18 protein-coding genes are annotated in these 18,398 nt (G+C 71.7%); 9 read left to right on the plus strand and 9 right to left on the minus strand.

Annotation, left to right across the window (positions count from 1 at the left end; genetic code table 11):
• Positions 1-16: 16 nt before the first annotated feature.
• The 3 genes from guaB to AC07FJ_RS27630 all read right to left on the minus strand — a co-directional run bounded on the left by guaB (position 17) and on the right by AC07FJ_RS27630 (position 3,160).
• Positions 17-1,519 carry an IMP dehydrogenase gene (gene guaB / locus AC07FJ_RS27620; protein ID WP_361421229.1) on the minus strand — a complete coding sequence of 501 codons (1,503 nt, stop codon included), beginning with the start codon at positions 1,517-1,519 and terminating at the stop codon, positions 17-19.
• A gap of 193 nt (positions 1,520-1,712) precedes the next feature.
• The gene (locus AC07FJ_RS27625; RefSeq protein ID WP_361421232.1) at positions 1,713-2,315 is read right to left on the minus strand and encodes a sigma-70 family RNA polymerase sigma factor; all 603 of its coding nucleotides are present in this window, start codon (positions 2,313-2,315) and stop codon (positions 1,713-1,715) included.
• A gap of 233 nt (positions 2,316-2,548) precedes the next feature.
• Positions 2,549-3,160 (minus strand): response regulator transcription factor, encoded by a 612-nt coding sequence (locus AC07FJ_RS27630; RefSeq protein WP_003948568.1) that lies wholly within the window; start codon positions 3,158-3,160, stop codon positions 2,549-2,551.
• Positions 3,161-3,562: 402 nt separating this feature from the next.
• Here AC07FJ_RS27630 and AC07FJ_RS27635 point away from each other — a divergent pair, with 402 nt between their 5' ends.
• A complete protein-coding gene (locus tag AC07FJ_RS27635; RefSeq protein ID WP_479052016.1) occupies positions 3,563-3,934 on the plus strand; it encodes a WhiB family transcriptional regulator in 372 nt (123 codons plus the stop codon).
• Between the two features lie 106 nt (positions 3,935-4,040).
• On the opposite strand, the gene AC07FJ_RS27640 is transcribed toward AC07FJ_RS27635, so the two are convergent.
• Entirely contained in the window at positions 4,041-4,934 is an 894-nt protein-coding gene (locus AC07FJ_RS27640; RefSeq protein ID WP_479052017.1) for a LysR family transcriptional regulator, read from the minus strand.
• 81 nt (positions 4,935-5,015) lie between these two features.
• Between AC07FJ_RS27640 and AC07FJ_RS27645 the strand changes: the two genes are divergently transcribed.
• The 7 genes from AC07FJ_RS27645 (at position 5,016) to AC07FJ_RS27675 (ending at position 12,193) form a co-directional block, all read left to right on the plus strand.
• Positions 5,016-5,708: an MOSC domain-containing protein gene (locus AC07FJ_RS27645; RefSeq protein WP_479052018.1), complete on the plus strand. Its 693-nt coding sequence runs from the start codon at positions 5,016-5,018 to the stop codon at positions 5,706-5,708.
• Positions 5,705-6,478: an SDR family NAD(P)-dependent oxidoreductase gene (locus AC07FJ_RS27650; RefSeq protein ID WP_361421243.1), complete on the plus strand. Its 774-nt coding sequence runs from the start codon at positions 5,705-5,707 to the stop codon at positions 6,476-6,478. Before AC07FJ_RS27645 ends, AC07FJ_RS27650 begins: the two co-directional genes overlap by 4 nt.
• 169 nt (positions 6,479-6,647) lie before the next feature.
• Positions 6,648-7,805 carry a LacI family DNA-binding transcriptional regulator gene (locus tag AC07FJ_RS27655; RefSeq protein ID WP_479052019.1) on the plus strand — a complete coding sequence of 386 codons (1,158 nt, stop codon included), beginning with the start codon at positions 6,648-6,650 and terminating at the stop codon, positions 7,803-7,805.
• Positions 7,806-7,916: 111 nt separating this feature from the next.
• Positions 7,917-9,251, plus strand: a complete 1,335-nt coding sequence (locus AC07FJ_RS27660) for an ABC transporter substrate-binding protein (RefSeq protein ID WP_479052020.1) — start codon at positions 7,917-7,919, stop codon at positions 9,249-9,251.
• A gap of 4 nt (positions 9,252-9,255) precedes the next feature.
• Positions 9,256-10,287, plus strand: a complete 1,032-nt coding sequence (locus AC07FJ_RS27665; RefSeq protein WP_479052021.1) for a carbohydrate ABC transporter permease — start codon at positions 9,256-9,258, stop codon at positions 10,285-10,287.
• Positions 10,284-11,147 (plus strand): carbohydrate ABC transporter permease, encoded by an 864-nt coding sequence (locus tag AC07FJ_RS27670; RefSeq protein ID WP_479052022.1) that lies wholly within the window; start codon positions 10,284-10,286, stop codon positions 11,145-11,147. Before AC07FJ_RS27665 ends, AC07FJ_RS27670 begins: the two co-directional genes overlap by 4 nt.
• Before the next feature lie 17 nt (positions 11,148-11,164).
• On the plus strand, positions 11,165-12,193 hold the full coding sequence (locus tag AC07FJ_RS27675) for a hydroxyacid dehydrogenase (protein WP_479052023.1): 1,029 nt from the start codon (positions 11,165-11,167) through the stop codon (positions 12,191-12,193).
• Between the two features lie 106 nt (positions 12,194-12,299).
• Here the strand turns inward: AC07FJ_RS27675 and groL are convergent, their stop codons facing one another.
• The 3 genes from groL to AC07FJ_RS27690 all read right to left on the minus strand — a co-directional run bounded on the left by groL (position 12,300) and on the right by AC07FJ_RS27690 (position 15,546).
• Positions 12,300-13,928 (minus strand): chaperonin GroEL, encoded by a 1,629-nt coding sequence (gene groL, locus AC07FJ_RS27680; RefSeq protein WP_361421261.1) that lies wholly within the window; start codon positions 13,926-13,928, stop codon positions 12,300-12,302.
• Between the two features lie 115 nt (positions 13,929-14,043).
• Positions 14,044-14,352, minus strand: a complete 309-nt coding sequence (gene groES / locus AC07FJ_RS27685) for a co-chaperone GroES (RefSeq protein ID WP_355354073.1) — start codon at positions 14,350-14,352, stop codon at positions 14,044-14,046.
• A gap of 231 nt (positions 14,353-14,583) precedes the next feature.
• Positions 14,584-15,546, minus strand: coding sequence for a polysaccharide deacetylase family protein (locus AC07FJ_RS27690; RefSeq protein WP_479052024.1), 963 nt, complete (start codon positions 15,544-15,546; stop codon positions 14,584-14,586).
• Positions 15,547-15,628: 82 nt separating this feature from the next.
• Between AC07FJ_RS27690 and AC07FJ_RS27695 the strand changes: the two genes are divergently transcribed.
• The gene (locus AC07FJ_RS27695) at positions 15,629-16,807 is read left to right on the plus strand and encodes a THUMP-like domain-containing protein (protein ID WP_479052135.1); all 1,179 of its coding nucleotides are present in this window, start codon (positions 15,629-15,631) and stop codon (positions 16,805-16,807) included.
• A gap of 6 nt (positions 16,808-16,813) precedes the next feature.
• Here the strand turns inward: AC07FJ_RS27695 and AC07FJ_RS27700 are convergent, their stop codons facing one another.
• On the minus strand, positions 16,814-17,452 hold the full coding sequence (locus AC07FJ_RS27700) for a hypothetical protein (RefSeq protein ID WP_479052025.1): 639 nt from the start codon (positions 17,450-17,452) through the stop codon (positions 16,814-16,816).
• A gap of 48 nt (positions 17,453-17,500) precedes the next feature.
• Entirely contained in the window at positions 17,501-18,352 is an 852-nt protein-coding gene (locus AC07FJ_RS27705) for a polysaccharide deacetylase family protein (protein ID WP_479052026.1), read from the minus strand.
• Between the last annotated feature and the right edge of the window lie 46 nt (positions 18,353-18,398).

Here is an 18,398-nt window from a genome sequence, read left to right on the forward strand (position 1 = left end):
CGCCTGATTCCCGCTGCTACTTCCTGCTGTAGTTCGGCGCCTCGACGGTCATCTGGATGTCGTGCGGGTGGCTCTCCTTGAGGCCCGCCGACGTGATCCGGACGAACTTGCCGCGCTCCTGGAGCTCGGGGACCGTGCGCCCGCCGACGTAGAACATCGACTGGCGCAGACCGCCGACCAGCTGGTGGACGACCGCGGACAGCGGGCCGCGGAAGGGCACCTGGCCCTCGATGCCCTCGGGGACCAGCTTCTCGTCGGAGGCGACGCCCTCCTGGAAGTACCGGTCCTTGGAGAAGGACCGCTGCTCGCCACGGGACTGCATGGCGCCGAGGGAGCCCATGCCGCGGTAGGACTTGAACTGCTTGCCGTTGATGAACATCAGCTCGCCCGGCGACTCCTCGCAGCCCGCGAGCAGCGAGCCGAGCATCACCGTGTCGGCGCCGGCGACCAGGGCCTTGGCGATGTCGCCCGAGTACTGCAGGCCTCCGTCGCCGATGACCGGGACACCGGCCGCGCGGGCGGCCAGGGAGGCCTCGTAGATGGCGGTGACCTGCGGGACGCCGATGCCGGCGACGACGCGGGTGGTGCAGATGGAGCCGGGGCCGACGCCGACCTTGATGCCGTCGACACCGGCGTCGACGAGCGCCTGGGCGCCGTCGCGGGTGGCGACGTTGCCGCCGATGACGTCCACCGAGGAGTTCGACTTGATCTTGGCGACCATGTCGCCGACCAGCCGGGAGTGGCCGTGCGCGGTGTCGACGACGATGAAGTCGACGCCCGCCTCGATCAGCGCCTGGGCGCGCTCGTACGCGTCGCCCGCGACACCGACGGCGGCACCGACGATCAGCCGGCCTTCCTTGTCCTTCGCGGCGTTCGGGTACTTCTCCGCCTTGACGAAGTCCTTGACCGTGATGAGGCCCTTGAGGATGCCGGAGTCGTCGACGAGCGGCAGCTTCTCGATCTTGTGGCGGCGCAGCAGCTCCATGGCGTCGACGCCGGAGATGCCGACCTTGCCGGTGACCAGCGGCATGGGGGTCATGACGTCGCGCACCTGCTGGTGGCGGTCGGTCTCGAAGGCCATGTCGCGGTTGGTGACGATGCCGAGGAGCTTGCCCGCCGGGTCGGTGACCGGGACGCCGCTGATGCGGAACTTCGCACAGATGGCGTCGGCCTCGGCGAGGGTGGCCTCCGGGCGGACCGTGATCGGATCGGTGACCATGCCGGACTCGGAGCGCTTCACCAGGTCGACCTGGTTGGCCTGGTCGGCGATGGAGAGGTTGCGGTGGAGGACGCCGACGCCGCCCTGACGGGCCATGGCGATGGCCATGCGGGACTCGGTGACCTTGTCCATCGCCGCGGACAGCAGCGGGATGTTCACCCGTACGTTCTTGGAGATGTACGAGGAAGTGTCGATCTGGTCGGGCGCCATGTCCGACGCGCCCGGCAGCAGCAGCACGTCGTCGTAGGTCAGCCCGAGTGTCGCGAATTTCTCGGGCACTCCGTCGACGTTGGCAGTCATGACACCTTCCCCAAATGGCCTTGATCGGTGCGGATGTCCATGCTAACGGGCTGAGCGCGTGTCTCATTCCACGAGCAAGATCACCCGGAAGGTTTGTACGTTCACACGGACGGACGCGGCCGTACGAGGCCGCGCGGAGCGGCCGCACGACGTGGGCGCGGGCGCCTTACGGGCGGCCGTACGGACGGGCCGCTCACTGTTCGGCGAGGGCGCGCAGGCGGCTGAGGGCGCGGTGCTGGGCGACCCGCACGGCGCCCGGGGACATCCCGAGCATCTGGCCGGTCTCCTCGGCGGTGAGGCCGACGGCGACGCGCAGCACCAGCAGCTCGCGCTGGTTCTCCGGCAGGTTGGCGAGGAGCTTCTTGGCCCACTCGGCGTCGTCGCTGAGCAGGGCCCGCTCCTCCGGTCCGAGCGAGTCGTCCGGGCGCTCGGGCATCTCGTCGGACGGTACGGCGGTGGATCCGGGGTGCCGCATCGCGGCCCGCTGGAGGTCGGCCACCTTGTGTCCGGCGATGGCGAAGACGAACGCCTCGAAGGGCCGCCCGGTGTCCTTGTAGCGCGGCAGCGCCATCAGGACGGCGACGCAGACCTCCTGGGCCAGGTCCTCGACGAAGTGGCGCGCGTCACCGGGGAGCCTGCTCAGCCGGGTACGGCAGTACCGCAGGGCCAGGGGGTGGACGTGCGCCAGGAGGTCGTGGGTGGCCTGCTCGTCGCCTTCGACGGCACGGTGGACCAGCGCTCCGATCGCCCCCGCTCCCGCGGACATGGCAGACACCTGCGTCTCGTCATCGCGCATCGGTCCATCGTGCCTTGACGTCTGCCGCTCGGTGGCACCGCGTGCGTACTTGTGCACCGAAGCGTTATGAGCAGGTGCGCCGGACGTCATCTCCTGCGCCCTCCCCTCCCGCTCGATCGACTCGTCCCCGAGGAACTCCACATCTCAAGGATGCGGCATCGAGCCGGAAACAGACATCGGGCCTCCGCCGCCCCGTCCGCCGGGCGGCGGACGGGGATCCGAACGGTCACGTGCTAGCGCACCAGACCCCAGCGGAATCCGAGCGCGACGGCGTGCGCCCGGTCCGAGGCGCCCAGCTTCTTGAACAGCCGCCGGGCGTGGGTCTTGACCGTGTCCTCGGAGAGGAACAGCTCGCGGCCGATCTCGGCGTTGGAGCGGCCGTGACTCATGCCCTCGAGGACCTGGATCTCGCGCGCGGTGAGCGTGGGCGCGGCGCCCATCTCGGCCGAGCGCAGCCGGCGCGGGGCGAGGCGCCAGGTCGGGTCGGCGAGCGCCTGGGTGACGGTGGCGCGCAGCTCGGCGCGCGAGGCGTCCTTGTGCAGATAGCCCCGGGCACCCGCGGCGACGGCGAGCGCGACGCCGTCGAGGTCCTCGGCGACGGTGAGCATGATGATGCGGGCGCCGGGGTCCGCGGAGAGCAGCCGGCGGACGGTCTCCACGCCGCCCAGTCCGGGCATGCGTACGTCCATCAGAATCAGGTCCGAGCGGTCCGCGCCCCAGCGGCGGAGGACTTCCTCGCCGTTGGCCGCGGTCGTCACGCGCTCGACGCCGGGCACGGTGGCGACGGCGCGGCGGAGCGCTTCTCGGGCAAGCGGGGAGTCGTCGCAGACGAGGACGGATGTCATGGCCGTCCTCCGCAGCTGATGCGCGTCACCTTGGGCCTCCAGGCTGGTTACGTATCGTCACCTGTGCGGTTGACGCGCCCGGACGTCTGCCCGAGCGCTTGTTCTCTCAACCGCCTCCGCACTCTCAACGACGGTCACTCGAAAGAGTTACGGGTCCGCCCTCCCCCTTCGGCACTCTACGTGAGTGAGCGCGTACGGAGCAGAGCGACGCAGGTCACCGTTGCTTCACCCAGAGCTATGCCCCATTTAGCGGCTTTTCCTTCACTTTGTCGGTGTCTGTAGCTAGATTCGCAATGAGTCATATTTACATCTACTTAGACAGTAGTTGTACGGTCGTGGCTGTATCAGCCCAGGCATCAGCCCAGCTATCCGCTCAGCACCGGTTTCAAGGGGACATGCGCTATGGCAGATTTCTCCCGCCTTCCCGGACCCAACGCCGACCTGTGGGACTGGCAGCTCCTCGCGGCCTGCCGGGGGGTCGACAGTTCGCTCTTCTTCCACCCGGAGGGGGAGCGCGGCGCGGCGCGGAGTGCGCGCGAGAACTCGGCGAAAGAGGTCTGCATGCGGTGCCCGGTCCGCGCGGAGTGCGCGGCCCACGCGCTGGCCGTGCGGGAGCCCTACGGCGTATGGGGCGGCCTCACCGAGGACGAGCGCGAGGAGCTCATGGGGCGGGCCCGCAATCGTCTGGTCACGACGTCGGCGGCATCGGCGGCAGGAGGCCCGGGAGCATCGGCGGGATCGGCGGCACACACGGGATCGGCGGCACGCAGCTGAAGGAACGTTTCTTCACCAGGTCTTCACCCGACAGGACTCAGGGCGGCCCAACGGGGCCGCCCTTCTGAATGTTCAGGCCCTTCCGGTGTCCGAGCCCTTCCGGTGTTCAGGTCCGGGCCGCCGTGCGCGCCAGGTGGTCGAGGGTGGCCGCGACGGCCGGGACGTTGGCCAGGTCCGGCAGGGTGAGGGCGACGATCTCCCGCTCCAGGGCGGGTTCCACGACGACCGTGCGGGCGCCCCGGGGGCGTACGGACTCGATGGCCAGCTCCGGCAGTACGGCGACGCCCAGGCCGGCGCCGACCAGGCCCACCACCGCCGGGTAGTCGTCGGTCGCGAAGTCGATGCGCGGGGTGAAACCGGCGCTCTCGCACACGCTGACCAGCTGGCGGCGGCAGCGCGGGCAGCCGGCGATCCAGGACTCCTCGGCCAGGTCGCCGATGGAGACGGAACCGGCGTCCGCGAGGCGGTGCCCCTCGGGGACCAGGCCGACCAGGCGGTCGGCGAGCAGGGGCCGGACGACCAGGTCGTCCCACTCCGCGACGGCCGGGCGGTAGCGGAAGGCGAGCGCCACGTCGCAGTCGCCCTCGCGGAGCATCTCCACCGAGCGCGGCGGCTCGGCCTCGACCAGGGAGACGCGGGTGCCGGGGTGGGCGGCGCGCAGGGCGGCGAGGGCGCCGGGCACCAGGCTGGAGCTGCCGCTGGGGAAGGAGACCAGCCGGACCCGGCCCGCCCGCAGGCCCGCGATGGCGGCGATCTCCTCCTCCGCGGCGGTGAGCCCCGCGAGGATGCCGGAGGCGTGGCGTACGAGCGCCTCGCCGGCCTGGGTGAGGCGCATCTCGCGGCCCGTGCGGATCAGCAGCGGGGTACCCGCGGACGCTTCGAGCGCCTTCATCTGCTGGCTCACGGCGGGCTGCGTACAGCCCAGTTCGCGGGCGGCCGCGGAGAAGGAGCCGGTGGCGGCCACGGCACGCAGGACGCGGAGATGGCGGGCTTCGATCACCCTTCGAATATAAGACTTGCTTGGGTGTTCAGCGAAATATTCACTGGTCACTTTGGGTTACGCGGGCTAGCCTGCCGCGCCATGAGGATTCTGACCGTGAACGTCGGGCGGCCGCAGGCCGTCGCGTACACCGACGCGCCGAGCGGCACCACTGGGATCGACAAGCGGCCCGTCGAGGGGGCGGTGCGGGTGGCGGAACCCGGGCCCGAGGGCGGGGGCGCGAGCGGCGTGGCCGGGGATGCGGTGTGCGACGTGCGCCACCACGGCGGTACGCACCAGGCGGTGTACGCGTACGCGCGCGAGGACCTCGACCACTGGGAGGCCGTGCTGGGCCGGCCCCTGGCCAACGGCGCGTTCGGCGAGAACCTGACCACGTCGGGCCTCGACGTGAACGGCGCGCGGATCGGGGAGCGCTGGCGGATCGGTTCCGAGCTCGTCCTGGAGGTGGCGTCGGCGCGGATCCCGTGCCGTACGTTCGCGAGCTGGCTGGAGGAGAAGGGCTGGGTCAAGCGGTTCACGGAGCAGGGGGCGCCGGGCGCGTACCTCCGGGTCGTCGAGCCGGGCGAGATCCGGGCCGGCGACCCGGTGGAGGTGGTGCACCGGCCGGACCACGACGTCACCGTGGCGCTCGCCTTCCAGGCCCTCACCGTGCGGCGCGAGTTGCTGCCGGGGGTGCTGGCGGCGGGGGACGCGCTCGGCCCGGAGCTCCGCGAGACGGCACTCAAGTACGCGCGTACGAACGCTTCACCGACGGGCACTAACGTGCCCGTATGACGACTGCACTGATTACGGGCGCGACGGCGGGAATCGGGGCCGCCTTCGCGCGGCGGCTGGCGGCGGAGGGCCGCGACGTGGTGCTGGTGGCGCGCGATGTGAAGCGGCTTCGGGAGCAGGCGACCGAGCTGCACGACCGCCACGGTGTCGAGGCGGAGGTCCTGGCCGCGGACCTGTCGCGGGAGGAGGGCATCGCGGCCGTGGAGGCGCGGCTCTCCGACCCGAAGCGGCCGGTGGACCTGCTGGTCAACAACGCCGGGTTCGGCAACAAGGGCCGGTTCCTCGAAGTGTCCATGGCCGACGAGCTGAAGATGCTCACGGTCCACTGCGAGGCGGTGCTCCGCCTCACGGCGGCGGCGACCCGGTCGATGCGCGAGCGCGGCCGGGGCGGCGTGGTGAACGTCGCGTCGGTGGCCGCGTTCGTGCCGCGGGGCACGTACGGGGCGTCGAAGGCGTGGGTCGTGCAGTTCACCCAGGGGGCGGCGCGCGATCTGGCGGGCAGCGGGGTGCGGCTGATGGCGCTGTGCCCGGGGTTCGTACGGACGGAGTTCCACGAGCGGGCCGGGATGGGGACGGACAACATCCCCGGCTGGATGTGGCTGGACGCCGACAAGCTGGTCCGGGAGGCGCTGGCCGACCTGGCGCGCGGCAAGACGGTGTCGATCCCCGATCCGCGGTACAAGGCGCTGATGGGCGTGGTGAAGCTGGCGCCGCGCGGACTGCTCGGTGGCTTCAGCTCGCGGGCGGGCCGCAAGTACGGGCCGCGGTAGCCGCGACGTGGCCGAGCGATCGGATCTCGACGGATGTCGTCGGATGCCGACGGACGTCGTCGGCTGTCGCCGGATGCCGCCGGTTCCGATCGAATGATCGGAACTTCTCGGGTTTCGATCAGCTGGACTAGGGTCTGAAGAGCCACCACACCTCAAGGGGGACTTCCGCGTGCGCGAGAGTGCTGTCGAACGTCATGACCGGCTGCTGGCCCTGGTCCGGGAGCGGGGCACGGCCCGGGTGTCGGAGCTGGCCGCGCAGCTGGGCGTCTCCCCCGTCACGGCGCGCCGGGACGTGGAGGCGCTGGCGGCCCGGGGGCTGCTGGACCGGGTGCACGGTCAGGTCTCCTGGCCCGAGCGGCCCTCCGGCGCCGAGGGGCCGGGGCAGGACGGCGGCCCGGTGCTGGGGCTGCTCGCGCCGTCCGCGACGTACTACTTCGCGGAGATCATCCGCGGGGCGCGCGAGGCGGCCGCCGGGGCCGGGGCGCGGCTGATCCTGCGCATCTCGGACTACCGGCCGGAGGACGACCGGGCGCGCACCGAGGGCCTGCTGGCGGCCGGCGCCGAGGGGCTGCTGGTCGCGCCGGGCTGGCGGGCGCCGGGCGACCAGGCCGCGCACAGCGACTGGATCGCCGAGCTGCCCGTCCCGGCGGTGCTGCTGGAGCGGCGGGCCACGCCGGGCTCGCCGCTGGACGCCCTGGACCGAGTGTCGTCGGACCACCGGCACGGGGTGGTCCTCGCCGTGCGCCACCTGGTCGGGCTCGGCCACGGGGCGCCGCTGCTGGTGGCCCGGGCGGACAGCCCGACCGCGCTCGCGGTGCGCGCCGGGTACGCGGAGGCGCTGGGCGCGCTGGGCCTGACCGGGCCCGGCCCGGTGATCGACTCCGTACCGGCGGAGCTGGACCCGGAGGGGTTCGAGGAGGCGGTGCGGGCGCTGTCGGCGGCGGTGGCGTCGGGCGCGGCCACGGCGGCGCTGGTGCACAACGACGTGGACGCCATCCAGATGGTGCAGCGCCTCGCCGAGCTGGGCGTACGGGTGCCGCAGGACCTGGCGCTGATCGCGTACGACGACGAGGTGGCGGCGCTCGCCGATACGCCGCTGACGGCCGTGGCGCCGCCGAAGCGGCACGTGGGGCGGCTCGCCACCGAGCTGCTGCTGGAGCGGCTCGCGGAGGCGGGACCCGGGGCCGGAGCCGGGGCAGCGGCGGGAGCCGGAGCCGGGACCGCCGACCGGGAGGAGCCGCGGCGGCATGTGACGCTGCTGCCGAGGCTGCGCGTACGGGCCTCGTGCGGCGCCTCCTCGGGTGCCGCGGATCCGAAACCGATCTGATCTTTTTTCGATCAAACAATCTTTCGCTCTTGACTTCGCTCATGAGGGGCCCAAGTATCTCGGCCACGAGGTCCGTTCCTGTCGCCCCTTCGTACGAAGCTGGAGCCCGCCATGCGCCGCAGCCGGAGAACGTCCGCCGCCATAGCCCTCACCGCCACCGCCACCGCGTTCGCCGTCCTCACGGCGTGCGGCGGCGGTGACGGTGGCGGTGACGACGCGTCAGCCCCGGGGGCCGACGGCAAGCCCGTGACCCTCACCTTCTGGGGCTGGGCCAAGGGGTCGAAGGAGGTCGTCGACGCGTTCAACGCCTCGCACACGGACATCAAGGTGAGGTTCGAGGAGATCCCCGCCGGCAACGCGGGCGGCTACGCCAAGATCTCCAACGCGGTGAAGGCGGGCAACGCCCCCGACCTGGTCTCCATCGAGTACCCCTCGCTCCCCGAGTTCGTCAGCCAGGGTTCGCTCCAGGACATCGGCGCCCACTTCTCCGAGGAGGAGAAGAAGAAGCTGCTGCCGCAGGCCGTCCAGCTCACGACCCTCGGCGGCAAGACCTGGGCCGTGCCCTTCGACGCCGCGCCGCAGGCCTTCTACTACCGCAAGGACCTCTTCGCGAAGTACGGCGTCGCCGTCCCCCGCACGTGGGACGAGTTCAAGGCGGCGGCCGAGAAGGTCAAGAAGGCCGACGCCAAGGCCAGGATCGCCACCTTCTTCCCCGACGACCCGACCACCTTCGAGGCGATGGCCTGGCAGGCCGGGGCCCAGTGGTTCAAGGCCGAGGGCGACACCTGGAAGATCGAAACCGGCGACGCGGCCACCAACAAGGTCACCGCCTACTGGCAGGGGCTCCTCGACGCCGACCTCGTCCACAACGACGCCTCGTTCACCCCCGAGTGGACCGGCTCCCTGAAGAACGGCACCACCCTCGGCTACCTCGGCGCCTCCTGGGGCGCGGGCGTCCTCAAGGGCACGCTGCCCGAACAGAGCGGCAAGTGGGCCGTCGCCCCGATGCCCAGCTGGGACGGCAAGCCCGCCAGCGGCATGCTCGGCGGCTCGACCTTCGCCGTGACCAAGGACAGCGAGAAGACCGAGGCGGCGGTCGAGTTCGCGAAGTGGATGGCCACCACCGAGGAGGGCGTCACGGCCCGGATCTCCTCCGGCACCTCCAGCGCCTTCCCGGCCGCCACCGCCCTGCGCCCGGTCGCCAAGCGCTCCTTCGACGCCGGTTTCTACGGCGGCCAGGACATCTACCGGCTGTTCGAGCAGGCGGGAGCCTCCATCAACCCGCACTGGGCCTGGGGCCCGGCCACCGGCACCACCAACACCGCCATCAAGGACCGGTTCGGCAAGGTCGCGAGCGGCGGCGTCACCCTCGCCGAGGCCGTGAAGGCCGGGCACGACGCGACCGTCGCCGAGCTGACCAAGCGCGGCCTGAAGGTCGAGGGCTGAACCGATGAAGGCCCGTGCCGCGCGCGCCGCCGGAACCGGAGTCGCCCGCGTCCCTGCCGGAGCCGGAGCCCGTACCGCTGCCGGTGCCGGTGTCCATGCCGGCGCCCGTACCGCTGCCGGATCCCGTACGGGTGCCGGTGCCGGTGCCGGTGCGCGCAACCGTGCCGCAGCCGTCCTCCTGGCCCCCTTCTTCGCGCTGTTCACCGCCGTGATGGTGGTGCCGGTCGGATACGCGGTCTGGCTCAGCCTGTTCAGCGAGAAGCAGTCGGGGCTGGGCTTCGGCGGCACCGAGACCGTCTTCACCGGACTCGACAACTACGCGGCCGCGCTCGCGGACCGGGCCTTCCTCGAGGGCTTCGGCGTCCTGCTCGGATACTGCCTGTTCTACATCCCGCTGCTGCTCGCCGGGGCCCTCACCCTCGCCCTGCTGCTCGACTCGGCGCTCGCCCGCGCCCGCCGCTTCTTCCAGCTCGCGCTCTTCCTGCCGCACGCCGTGCCCGGCATCATCGCCGCGCTGATCTGGGTCTACCTCTACACGCCCCAGCTCAGCCCGGTCGTGAAGGCCATGGAGTCCGGCGGGATCGGCTTCGACTTCTTCTCCCCCGAAGGCGCCCTCCCCTCCATCGTCAACATCGCGCTGTGGGAATGGCTCGGCTACAACATGGTGATCTTCTACGCGGCCCTCCAGGCCATCGACCGCTCCGTCCTCGAAGCGGCGACGGTCGACGGCGCCGGCGCCTGGCGCATCGCGTTCGGCATCAAACTCCCGCTGATCCGCGCGTCGCTGACGATGGTCGCGCTCTTCACCCTCATCGGCTCGCTCCAGCTGTTCACCGAGCCGCTGATCCTCAACAAGGGCACGGGCTCCGCCGTCACCTCCTCCTGGACGCCCAACATGTACGCGTACTCCGCGGCCTTCGACCGCAACGACTACGGGCTCGCCGCCGCCGCCTCCGTACTCCTCGCGCTCACCGCCGCGCTGCTGTCCTTCGCCGTCACCCGCCTCACCGGCCGCCGCCAGGAGAAGCACGCATGAGCGCGACCGCCCGCCCCGGGCCGCCCAGCCGCTGGCTGTCCCGCACCGCAGTCAACGGCGTCCTGCTGCTGTCCACCGCCTACATGCTCTTCCCCCTCGTCTGGCTGGTCACGGCCGCCACCAAGGACGCGGGCGGGCTGCTCGGCGGGGACGCCCTCTCCTTCGAGGGCTTCGACCTGTCCGGCAACCTGACCCGGCTCGCCGAGTACGGCGACGGCGTGTACGTCCGCTGGTACCTCAACAGCCTGCTGTACGCGGGCGGCGGCGCCCTCGTCTGCTCGCTGATCTGCGTCGCCGCCGGCTACGCCTTCGACACGTACGACTTCCGGGGCAAGGAGAAGCTCTTCGGCACCGTCCTGCTGGGCGTGCTCGTCCCCACCACCGCGCTCGCCCTGCCCATGTACCTGCTCGCCAGCAGCACCGGCATCGTCAACACCTACTGGGCCGTGCTGATCCCGGTCCTGGTCAACCCCTTCGGCGTCTACCTCTCCCGCGTCTTCAGCGCCGGCTACATCCCCGGCGAGGCGCTGGAGGCCGCCCGTATCGACGGGGCCGGCGAGCTGCGCACCTTCTGGTCCATCGGGCTGCGCATGGTGATGCCGGGCTTCGTGACCGTCTTCCTCTTCCAGTTCACCGCCATCTGGAACAACTTCTTCCTCCCCCTGGTGATGCTCTCGGACCAGAAGCTCTTCCCGCTGAGCCTCGGCCTGTACGCATGGAACAGCAACGCCCACGCCGAACCGGACTTCTACCCCCTCGTCGTCACCGGCTCCCTGCTCGCCGTCGTCCCCCTGGTCGTTGCGTTCGTCTCCCTCCAACGCCACTGGAAAGCCGGCCTGAGCGCCGGCAGCGTCAAGTGAGGAGCTCGGTTTCCACCATGCACCACGCCACCGACAACCGGCCGACGGTCCTCCTGGCGATGGGCCCCGGCATCGCGGACCGCCTGTTCACCGACGCGCACCGGGCCCGCCTCGCCGCCCTGTCGCGCACCGACCCGCACCTGGTCGCCCACGACCTGACCGAGCCCACCCCCCGTGTCGCGGCCGCCCTCGCCGAGGCCGAGGTCCTCTTCACCTGCTGGGGCGCCACCCCGCTGACGGCCGCCGTCCTCGACCGGGCCCCGCGCCTGCGCGCCGTCGTCCACGCCGCCGGGTCGGTCAAGCACCACGTCACCGGGGCCTGCTGGGCGCGCGGCATCACCGTCACCTCGGCGGCCGCGGCCAACGCGCTGCCCGTCGCCGAGTACGCGCTCGCCGCGATCCTCCTCGCCGGCAAGCACGTCCTGCCCTCGGCCCGGCGGTACGCGCAGCTGCGCGCCGCGCACGACTGGCACGAGGAGCTCGCCGCCGCCGGCAATTACCGCCGTACCGTCGGCATCGTCGGCGCCTCGCGCATCGGCCGCCGCGTGATCGAGCTGCTGCGCCCCTTCGACCTGCGGGTCCTGCTGTACGACCCGTACGTGGACGCCGCCGGGGCGGTGGCGCTCGGCGTGGAGCCGGTGCCCCTGGACGAGTTGTGCGCCCGCGCGTCGGTCGTCTCCGTCCACGCGCCGCAGCTGCCGTCGACGTACCGGATGATCGGGCCGCGCCAGCTGGCGGCGATGCCGGACGGGGCGACGCTGGTCAACACCTCGCGCGGCTCGCTCGTCGACGAGGAGGCCCTCCTCGCGCACCTGCGCTCCGGTCGTCTGCACGCCGTGCTGGACGTGACGGACCCGGAGCTGCCGCCGCCGGACTCGCCGCTGTACGAGCTGCCGAACGTGCTGCTCACGCCGCACGTGGCCGGTTCACTCGGCAACGAGCTGCACCGGATGGCGGACCAGGCGCTGGACGAGCTGGAGCGGTACGCCGCGGGCGTGCCGTTCGCCGACCCCGTACGGCCCTCGCAGCTGACCAGGTCGGCGTAGCCGCCCGGAGCAGCACCGAGGCCCGGTGCCCCCGCGACGGGGGCACCGGGCCTCTGATGTACCGCGTACTACCGCGTACTACGGCGTACTACTGCGTCGGGTGACGTCAGTGGGCGTGGCCGTGGCTGTGGCCGTGGCCCGCGTCCGCCGGCTCCTCTTCCTTCTTCTCGACCACGAGCGTCTCGGTGGTCAGGAGGAGGGAGGCGATCGACGCGGCGTTCTCCAGCGCGGAGCGCGTGACCTTGACCGGGTCGATGACGCCGGCCTTCACCAGGTCGCCGTACTCGCCGGTGGCGGCGTTGAAGCCCTGGCCCTTGTCGAGCTCCGCCACCTTCGAGGTGATGACGTAGCCCTCGAGGCCCGCGTTCTCGGCGATCCAGCGCAGCGGCTCGACCGCGGCGCGGCGGACGACCGCGACACCGGTGGCCTCGTCGCCGGTCTTGCCGAGGTTGCCCTCGAGCACCTTGACGGCGTGGACCAGCGCGGAGCCACCACCGGAGACGATGCCCTCCTCGACCGCGGCGCGGGTCGCGGAGATGGCGTCCTCCAGACGGTGCTTGCGCTCCTTCAGCTCCACCTCGGTGGCGGCGCCGACGCGGATCACGCACACGCCGCCGGCCAGCTTCGCGAGGCGCTCCTGGAGCTTCTCGCGGTCCCAGTCGGAGTCGGTGGACTCGATCTCGCCCTTGATCTGCGCCACGCGGCCGGTGACGTCCTCGGACTTGCCGCCACCGTCGACGATGGTGGTGTCGTCCTTGGTGACCGTCACGCGACGGGCGGTGCCGAGCACGTCCAGGCCGACCTGGTCGAGCTTGAGGCCGACCTCCTCGGCGACGACGGTGGCACCGGTGAGGGCGGCCATGTCGCCGAGCATCGCCTTGCGGCGGTCGCCGAAGCCGGGGGCCTTGACCGCGACCGCGTTGAAGGTGCCGCGGATCTTGTTGACGACCAGGGTCGACAGGGCCTCGCCCTCGACGTCCTCGGCGATGATCAGCAGCGGCTTGGAGGAGCCGGCCTGGATGATCTTCTCGAGGAGCGGGAGCAGGTCGGCGATCGCGGAGATCTTGCCCTGGTGGATCAGGATGTACGGGTCGTCGAGGACGGCCTCCATACGCTCCTGGTCGGTCACCATGTACGGGGACAGGTAGCCCTTGTCGAAGGCCATGCCCTCGGTGAAGTCGAGCTCCAGGCCGAAGGTGTTGGACTCCTCGACGGTGATGACACCGTCCTTGCCGACCTTGTCCATCGCCTCGGCGATGAGCTCGCCGACCTGCTGGTCCTGCGCGGAGAGCGCGGCCACGGCGGCGATGTCGGCCTTGTCGTCGATCGGGCGCGCGGTGGCGAGCAGCTCGTCGGAGACGGCCTTGACCGCGGCGTCGATGCCCTTCTTCAGGGCGGCCGGGGAGGCGCCGGCGGCGACGTTGCGCAGGCCCTCGCGGACCAGCGCCTGGGCCAGCACGGTGGCGGTGGTGGTGCCGTCACCAGCGATGTCGTTGGTCTTGGTGGCCACCTCCTTCACCAGCTGGGCGCCGAGGTTCTCGTACGGGTCGTCGAGCTCGACCTCGCGGGCGATCGTCACACCGTCGTTGGTGATGGTGGGAGCGCCGAACTTCTTGTCGATGACGACGTTGCGGCCCTTGGGGCCGATGGTCACCTTGACGGTGTCGGCGAGCTTGTTGACACCGCGCTCGAGGGCGCGACGGGCGTCCTCGTCGAACTTCAGGATCTTCGCCATGGGGCTGAGTCAGTCCTCTCGAACGAACCGCGCCCCTCGACGCCCGGCGCTGTGGAGAGCGGGGCGGCCAGGGGCGCAGCTCAAAGCATCTCTGCTTCGGGAAAAGCGGGGTGAATTACTTCTCGACGATCGCGAGCACGTCGCGGGCCGAGAGGACGAGGTACTCCTCGTTGTTGTACTTCACCTCGGTGCCGCCGTACTTGCTGTACAGCACGATGTCGCCGGTCTTGACGTCGAGCGGCAGGCGCTCGCCGTTCTCGAAGCGGCCCGGGCCCACGGCGAGGACGACGCCCTCCTGGGGCTTCTCCTTCGCAGTGTCCGGGATGACCAGGCCAGAGGCCGTGGTCTGCTCGGCGTCGAGCGGCTGGACCACGACACGGTCCTCGAGCGGCTTGATGGCAACCTTGGAGCTGGTGGTCGTCACGATCCGACCTCCCCCTTCGGAGATCTCACGGGGTTAACTGTCTGAGGTGGCGACCAGGTGGATCCGTCGTCGCGGGTGCCGGACCTGCCCGTCGCTGTGTTGGCACTCTCCGGTGGGGAGTGCCAGAGCCGAGACTATGACCGCGATTAGCACTCGGTCAAGCGGAGTGCCAATTCACGACGGCGCGGCGTTTTCTCGCCGCCCTCGGCGGGGTCCTCCGCGACGGGGTCCTCAGACGTAGTCCTCGAGCTTCGCGACGGCGTAGCCCTTCGCCGTCACGACGTTCATGACGTACCGGATCATGTCCGCCATGCTGCCCTTCCAGTCCTCCCGGCCCCGGAAGTGCGTGAGGATGATGTCGCCGGGGTGCAGGTCCCGGTCCCACTCGCGCCACTCCATGTGGTCGGGGAACGCCTCGGCCGCCCACAGCGGTACGGCCTTGACGCCGCAGGACCGGGCGGCGCGCAGCGTGTCGCCGTTGTAGTTGCCGTACGGCGGGCGGAAGAGCGGCGGGCGCGTGCCGTAGCGCTTCTCGATGACGTCCTGCTGGCCGCAGATCTCGCGCTTCTGCTCCGCGTAGGAGAGGGCGGGCATGTAGCGGTGGTTGAGGGTGTGGTTGTGCAGGGCGACGCCGGTGCGCTGCATCTTCTTGAAGTAGCCGTAGTCCTCCCTGACGAGGTAGTCGCTGAGGAACGCGCTGTAGGGGATGTCGAGTTCGTCCATCATCCGCACCAGCTCGGGGTCCTTCTCGGCGCCGTCGTCGATGGTGAGGAAGACGATCCGCTCCTTGGTGGGGACGGTCGTGAAGACGGGCGGCAGGGTGGGGTCGCCCACGCCGAAGCCCTTACGGAAGGTGATCTTCGGTTTCTCGGCGGCCGTGGGCGGCGGGGGCGCGGCCAGCGGCGTGAGCTTCAGCCCCCACTTGCGGGCGGCGACGGCGCGGGCGGCCTGCGCGCGCTTGACCCTCTCCACGTACGCGGCCAGCGCGCCGGCCGGTCCGGCGGCCGCGGCCCCGCCGCCCTGGCGCGGCTGGGGCTGTCCGCCGGCGGGGGCGACGTCCTCCCGTCCGGAGTCGGGGTCACCGCAGGCGGCGAGTGCGGCGAGGAGGAGAGCGGCGAGCACGGCGGCGGCGCGCCGGGGCCACCACCCCCTCGCGACCGACGGCATTTGTTCCGTTTGTCGTACTAGCTGCATGGCGCCGCATCCTGTCAGCGCCGCGCCCCGCCGCCCGGGCGACACCGCCGCCCCGCGCGCACCATCGCCCACCTGGCCCACAATGGGGCGGGTGACCGATCTCGCCGCCTTCTCCGCGCTCCTCACCGACGAGGGCCAGGCCCTGCTGGCCGCCCTGCGCGACTACGACCCGTCCCAGGAGCTCGCCGTCGCCTCCCGGCTGCGCCGGGACCACCCGGCCGAGCTGGTCACGGCGGCGATCGGACAGGCCCGGCTGCGGCAGCGGGCGGTGGCGAAGTTCGGCGCGGAGGACGCGTACCGGATGTACTTCACGCCCAACGGCGTCGAGCAGTCGACCCGGGCCTCCGTCGGCGCCTACCGCGCGGCGCGCTTCAAGGAGCTGGGCGTACGCGGCGTCGCGGACCTCTGCTGCGGCATCGGCGGCGACGCCGTCGCGCTGGCCCGCGCGGGGATCCGGGTCCTGGCCGTGGACCGGGACCCGCTGACCGCCGGGGCCGCCCGCGCGAACGCCGAGGCGCTGGGCCTGGCCGACCTGATCGAGGTGCGCTGCGCGGACGTCACGGAGGTCGACACCTCCGGGTACGACGCGGTCTTCGTGGACCCGGCCCGGCGCGGTGGCCGGGGCCGCGTGTTCGACCCCGAGGCGTACTCGCCGCCGCTGTCCTGGGCCGTCGGCACGGCGCTCGGGGCGCCGCACGCCGCGCTGAAGATCGCCCCCGGCATCCCGCACGAGACGGTGCCGCCGGAGGCCGAGGCCGAGTGGATCTCGGACGGCGGCGACGTGAAGGAGGCCGTCCTCTGGTTCGGCACCCGCCCCGGCGCGGTCACCGCCACGCTGCTCCCGGGCCCGCACACCCTCGGCGGCCGCGGCCTGCCCGACCCGCCGGTCCGCGAGGTCGGCCGTTTCCTGTACGAGCCCGACGGCGCGGTCATCCGCGCCCACCTGGTCGCCGAGGTCGCCGAGGAGCTCGGCGGCGGGCTGCTCGACGAGACGATCGCCTACATCACGGCGGACGAGCTGCGCCCGACGCCGTACGCCACCGCGTACGAGATCACCGACCGGATGCCCTTCAACGTCAAGAAGCTCAAGTCCCTCATGCGGGAGCGCGAGGTGGGCCACCTGACGGTCAAGAAGCGCGGCTCCGCGGTCGAACCGGAAGAGCTCCGCCGCAAGCTGAAGCCGAAGGGCCCGAACGCGGCGACGGTCTTCCTGACCCGGGTGGCGGGGGCGCCCACGATGCTGATCGGACGCCCGGCGTAAGGGACTTCACCGCACGGCCTGCGGGTGGCGCGCCCCCAGGCGTACCGCCCAGCGGTAGTGACCCACCGCCTTGGTCACGGCGATCAGCCCGTGCACCCACAGGATGAGGCCGACGCCCATCAGGGCGGCGACCTCGGCGTACGTCGTGGACCCGGGACGGGCGGAGGCGGGGACCGCGAAGCAGAGCCAGAGGCCCGACGCGCACAGCGCGAAGGAGAGCAGGAACCAGATCAGGCCGAGCACCGGCACCCGGAAGACGGCGTCGCGCGGCGGGTCGCTGTCGAGGGACGCCCACTGGACGAGGAGTTCGCGCGCCGCGCGGTCACGGCGGACGGCGAAGGCCACCGCGAACACGACCGGGATCACGACGGCGAGGCCCACGCAGACGCCGAGGGCGCCCGCCATCGCCGTGAGCGGGTCCACCAGGCCGTCCTCCAGCGACATCAGCGCTCCGCCGACCATCAGCCAGCCCGCCTGCAGGCCCGCCAGCGTCAGCAGGAACAGCACCAGCCGCCGCCCGCCCATGATGCGCCAGATCAGCTCCCCCATGGCCCGGTTCCGGTCGGCGAGCAGCGCCGCGCGGTCCGGCCAGGTGCGCAGGTGCGGGGGCGGCGGTGGCGGGGGCAGGAGGCGACGGGGAGACATGCTCCGAGGCTAGCGACCGTGATCGCGCGGGGGGAAAGGCGCCCGGCGTCAGACGTAGTCCTCCAGGCGGGCGACCGTGAAGCCCTGCTCCTGGATGCGGCGCAGCATGTTCGCCGTCATCTCGGTCATCGAGGTGCCCTTGAGGTCCTGCGGGCCGCGGAAGTGGGCCAGGACGATGTCGCCGGGGTGGAGCTTCCGGTCGCCGCGCTGGTACTGCATGTTGGTGATCTGCATCGACTCGCGCCACAGCACGATCGCCTCGACACCGCACTGCGCGGCGGCCGCGCGGGTGTCCTCGTTCCAGTTGCCGTACGGCGGGCGGAAGAGGCGCGGGGCGGTGCCGTAGGTCCGCTTCAGCTTCTCCTGCTGGCCGCAGATCTCGCGCTGCTGGGCGGCGGCGCCGAGGGTGCGGAGGTTGGGGTGGGTGAGCGTGTGGTTGGCGACGCCCGCGCCGCCGCCGAGGTCGCGCAGGCGCGTGAAGTACGCGTAGTCGTCGCGGATGGCGGCGTCCGTCAGGAACATCGTGAAGGGGACCTTCAGCTCCCGCATCATCTCGATGAACTCGGGGTCCTTCTCGGCGCCGTCGTCGAAGGTGAGGAAGACGACCTTGTCGGTGGTCGGTATCTCGCTGATGACGGGCACCGGGCCGCCCACGCCCGTCTTCACCGGCTTGGTCTTCGGCGGGGCCGGCGGCGCCGGGAAGGGCTTCAGGCCCCATTTCGCGTACGCGGCCGAGGCGTCCGGTGCCTGGCGCGGCGGCGCGGCCGCGGTCGTGCTCGGCGCCGGCTCCGGGACCGTTGCCGAGCCGGAGCCGGAGCCGGAACCGGAACCCGACGCCGTACAGCCCGATATGAGCAGTGCCGCGGCCAGCGCCGCCGCACCCGCGATGTACTTCCCCACCCTGCAACCCCATGTTCGAACGTCTGATCAGCCGCGTACTGCTTGA

The sequence above is a fragment of the Streptomyces sp. NPDC045998 genome, assembly GCF_056430285.1.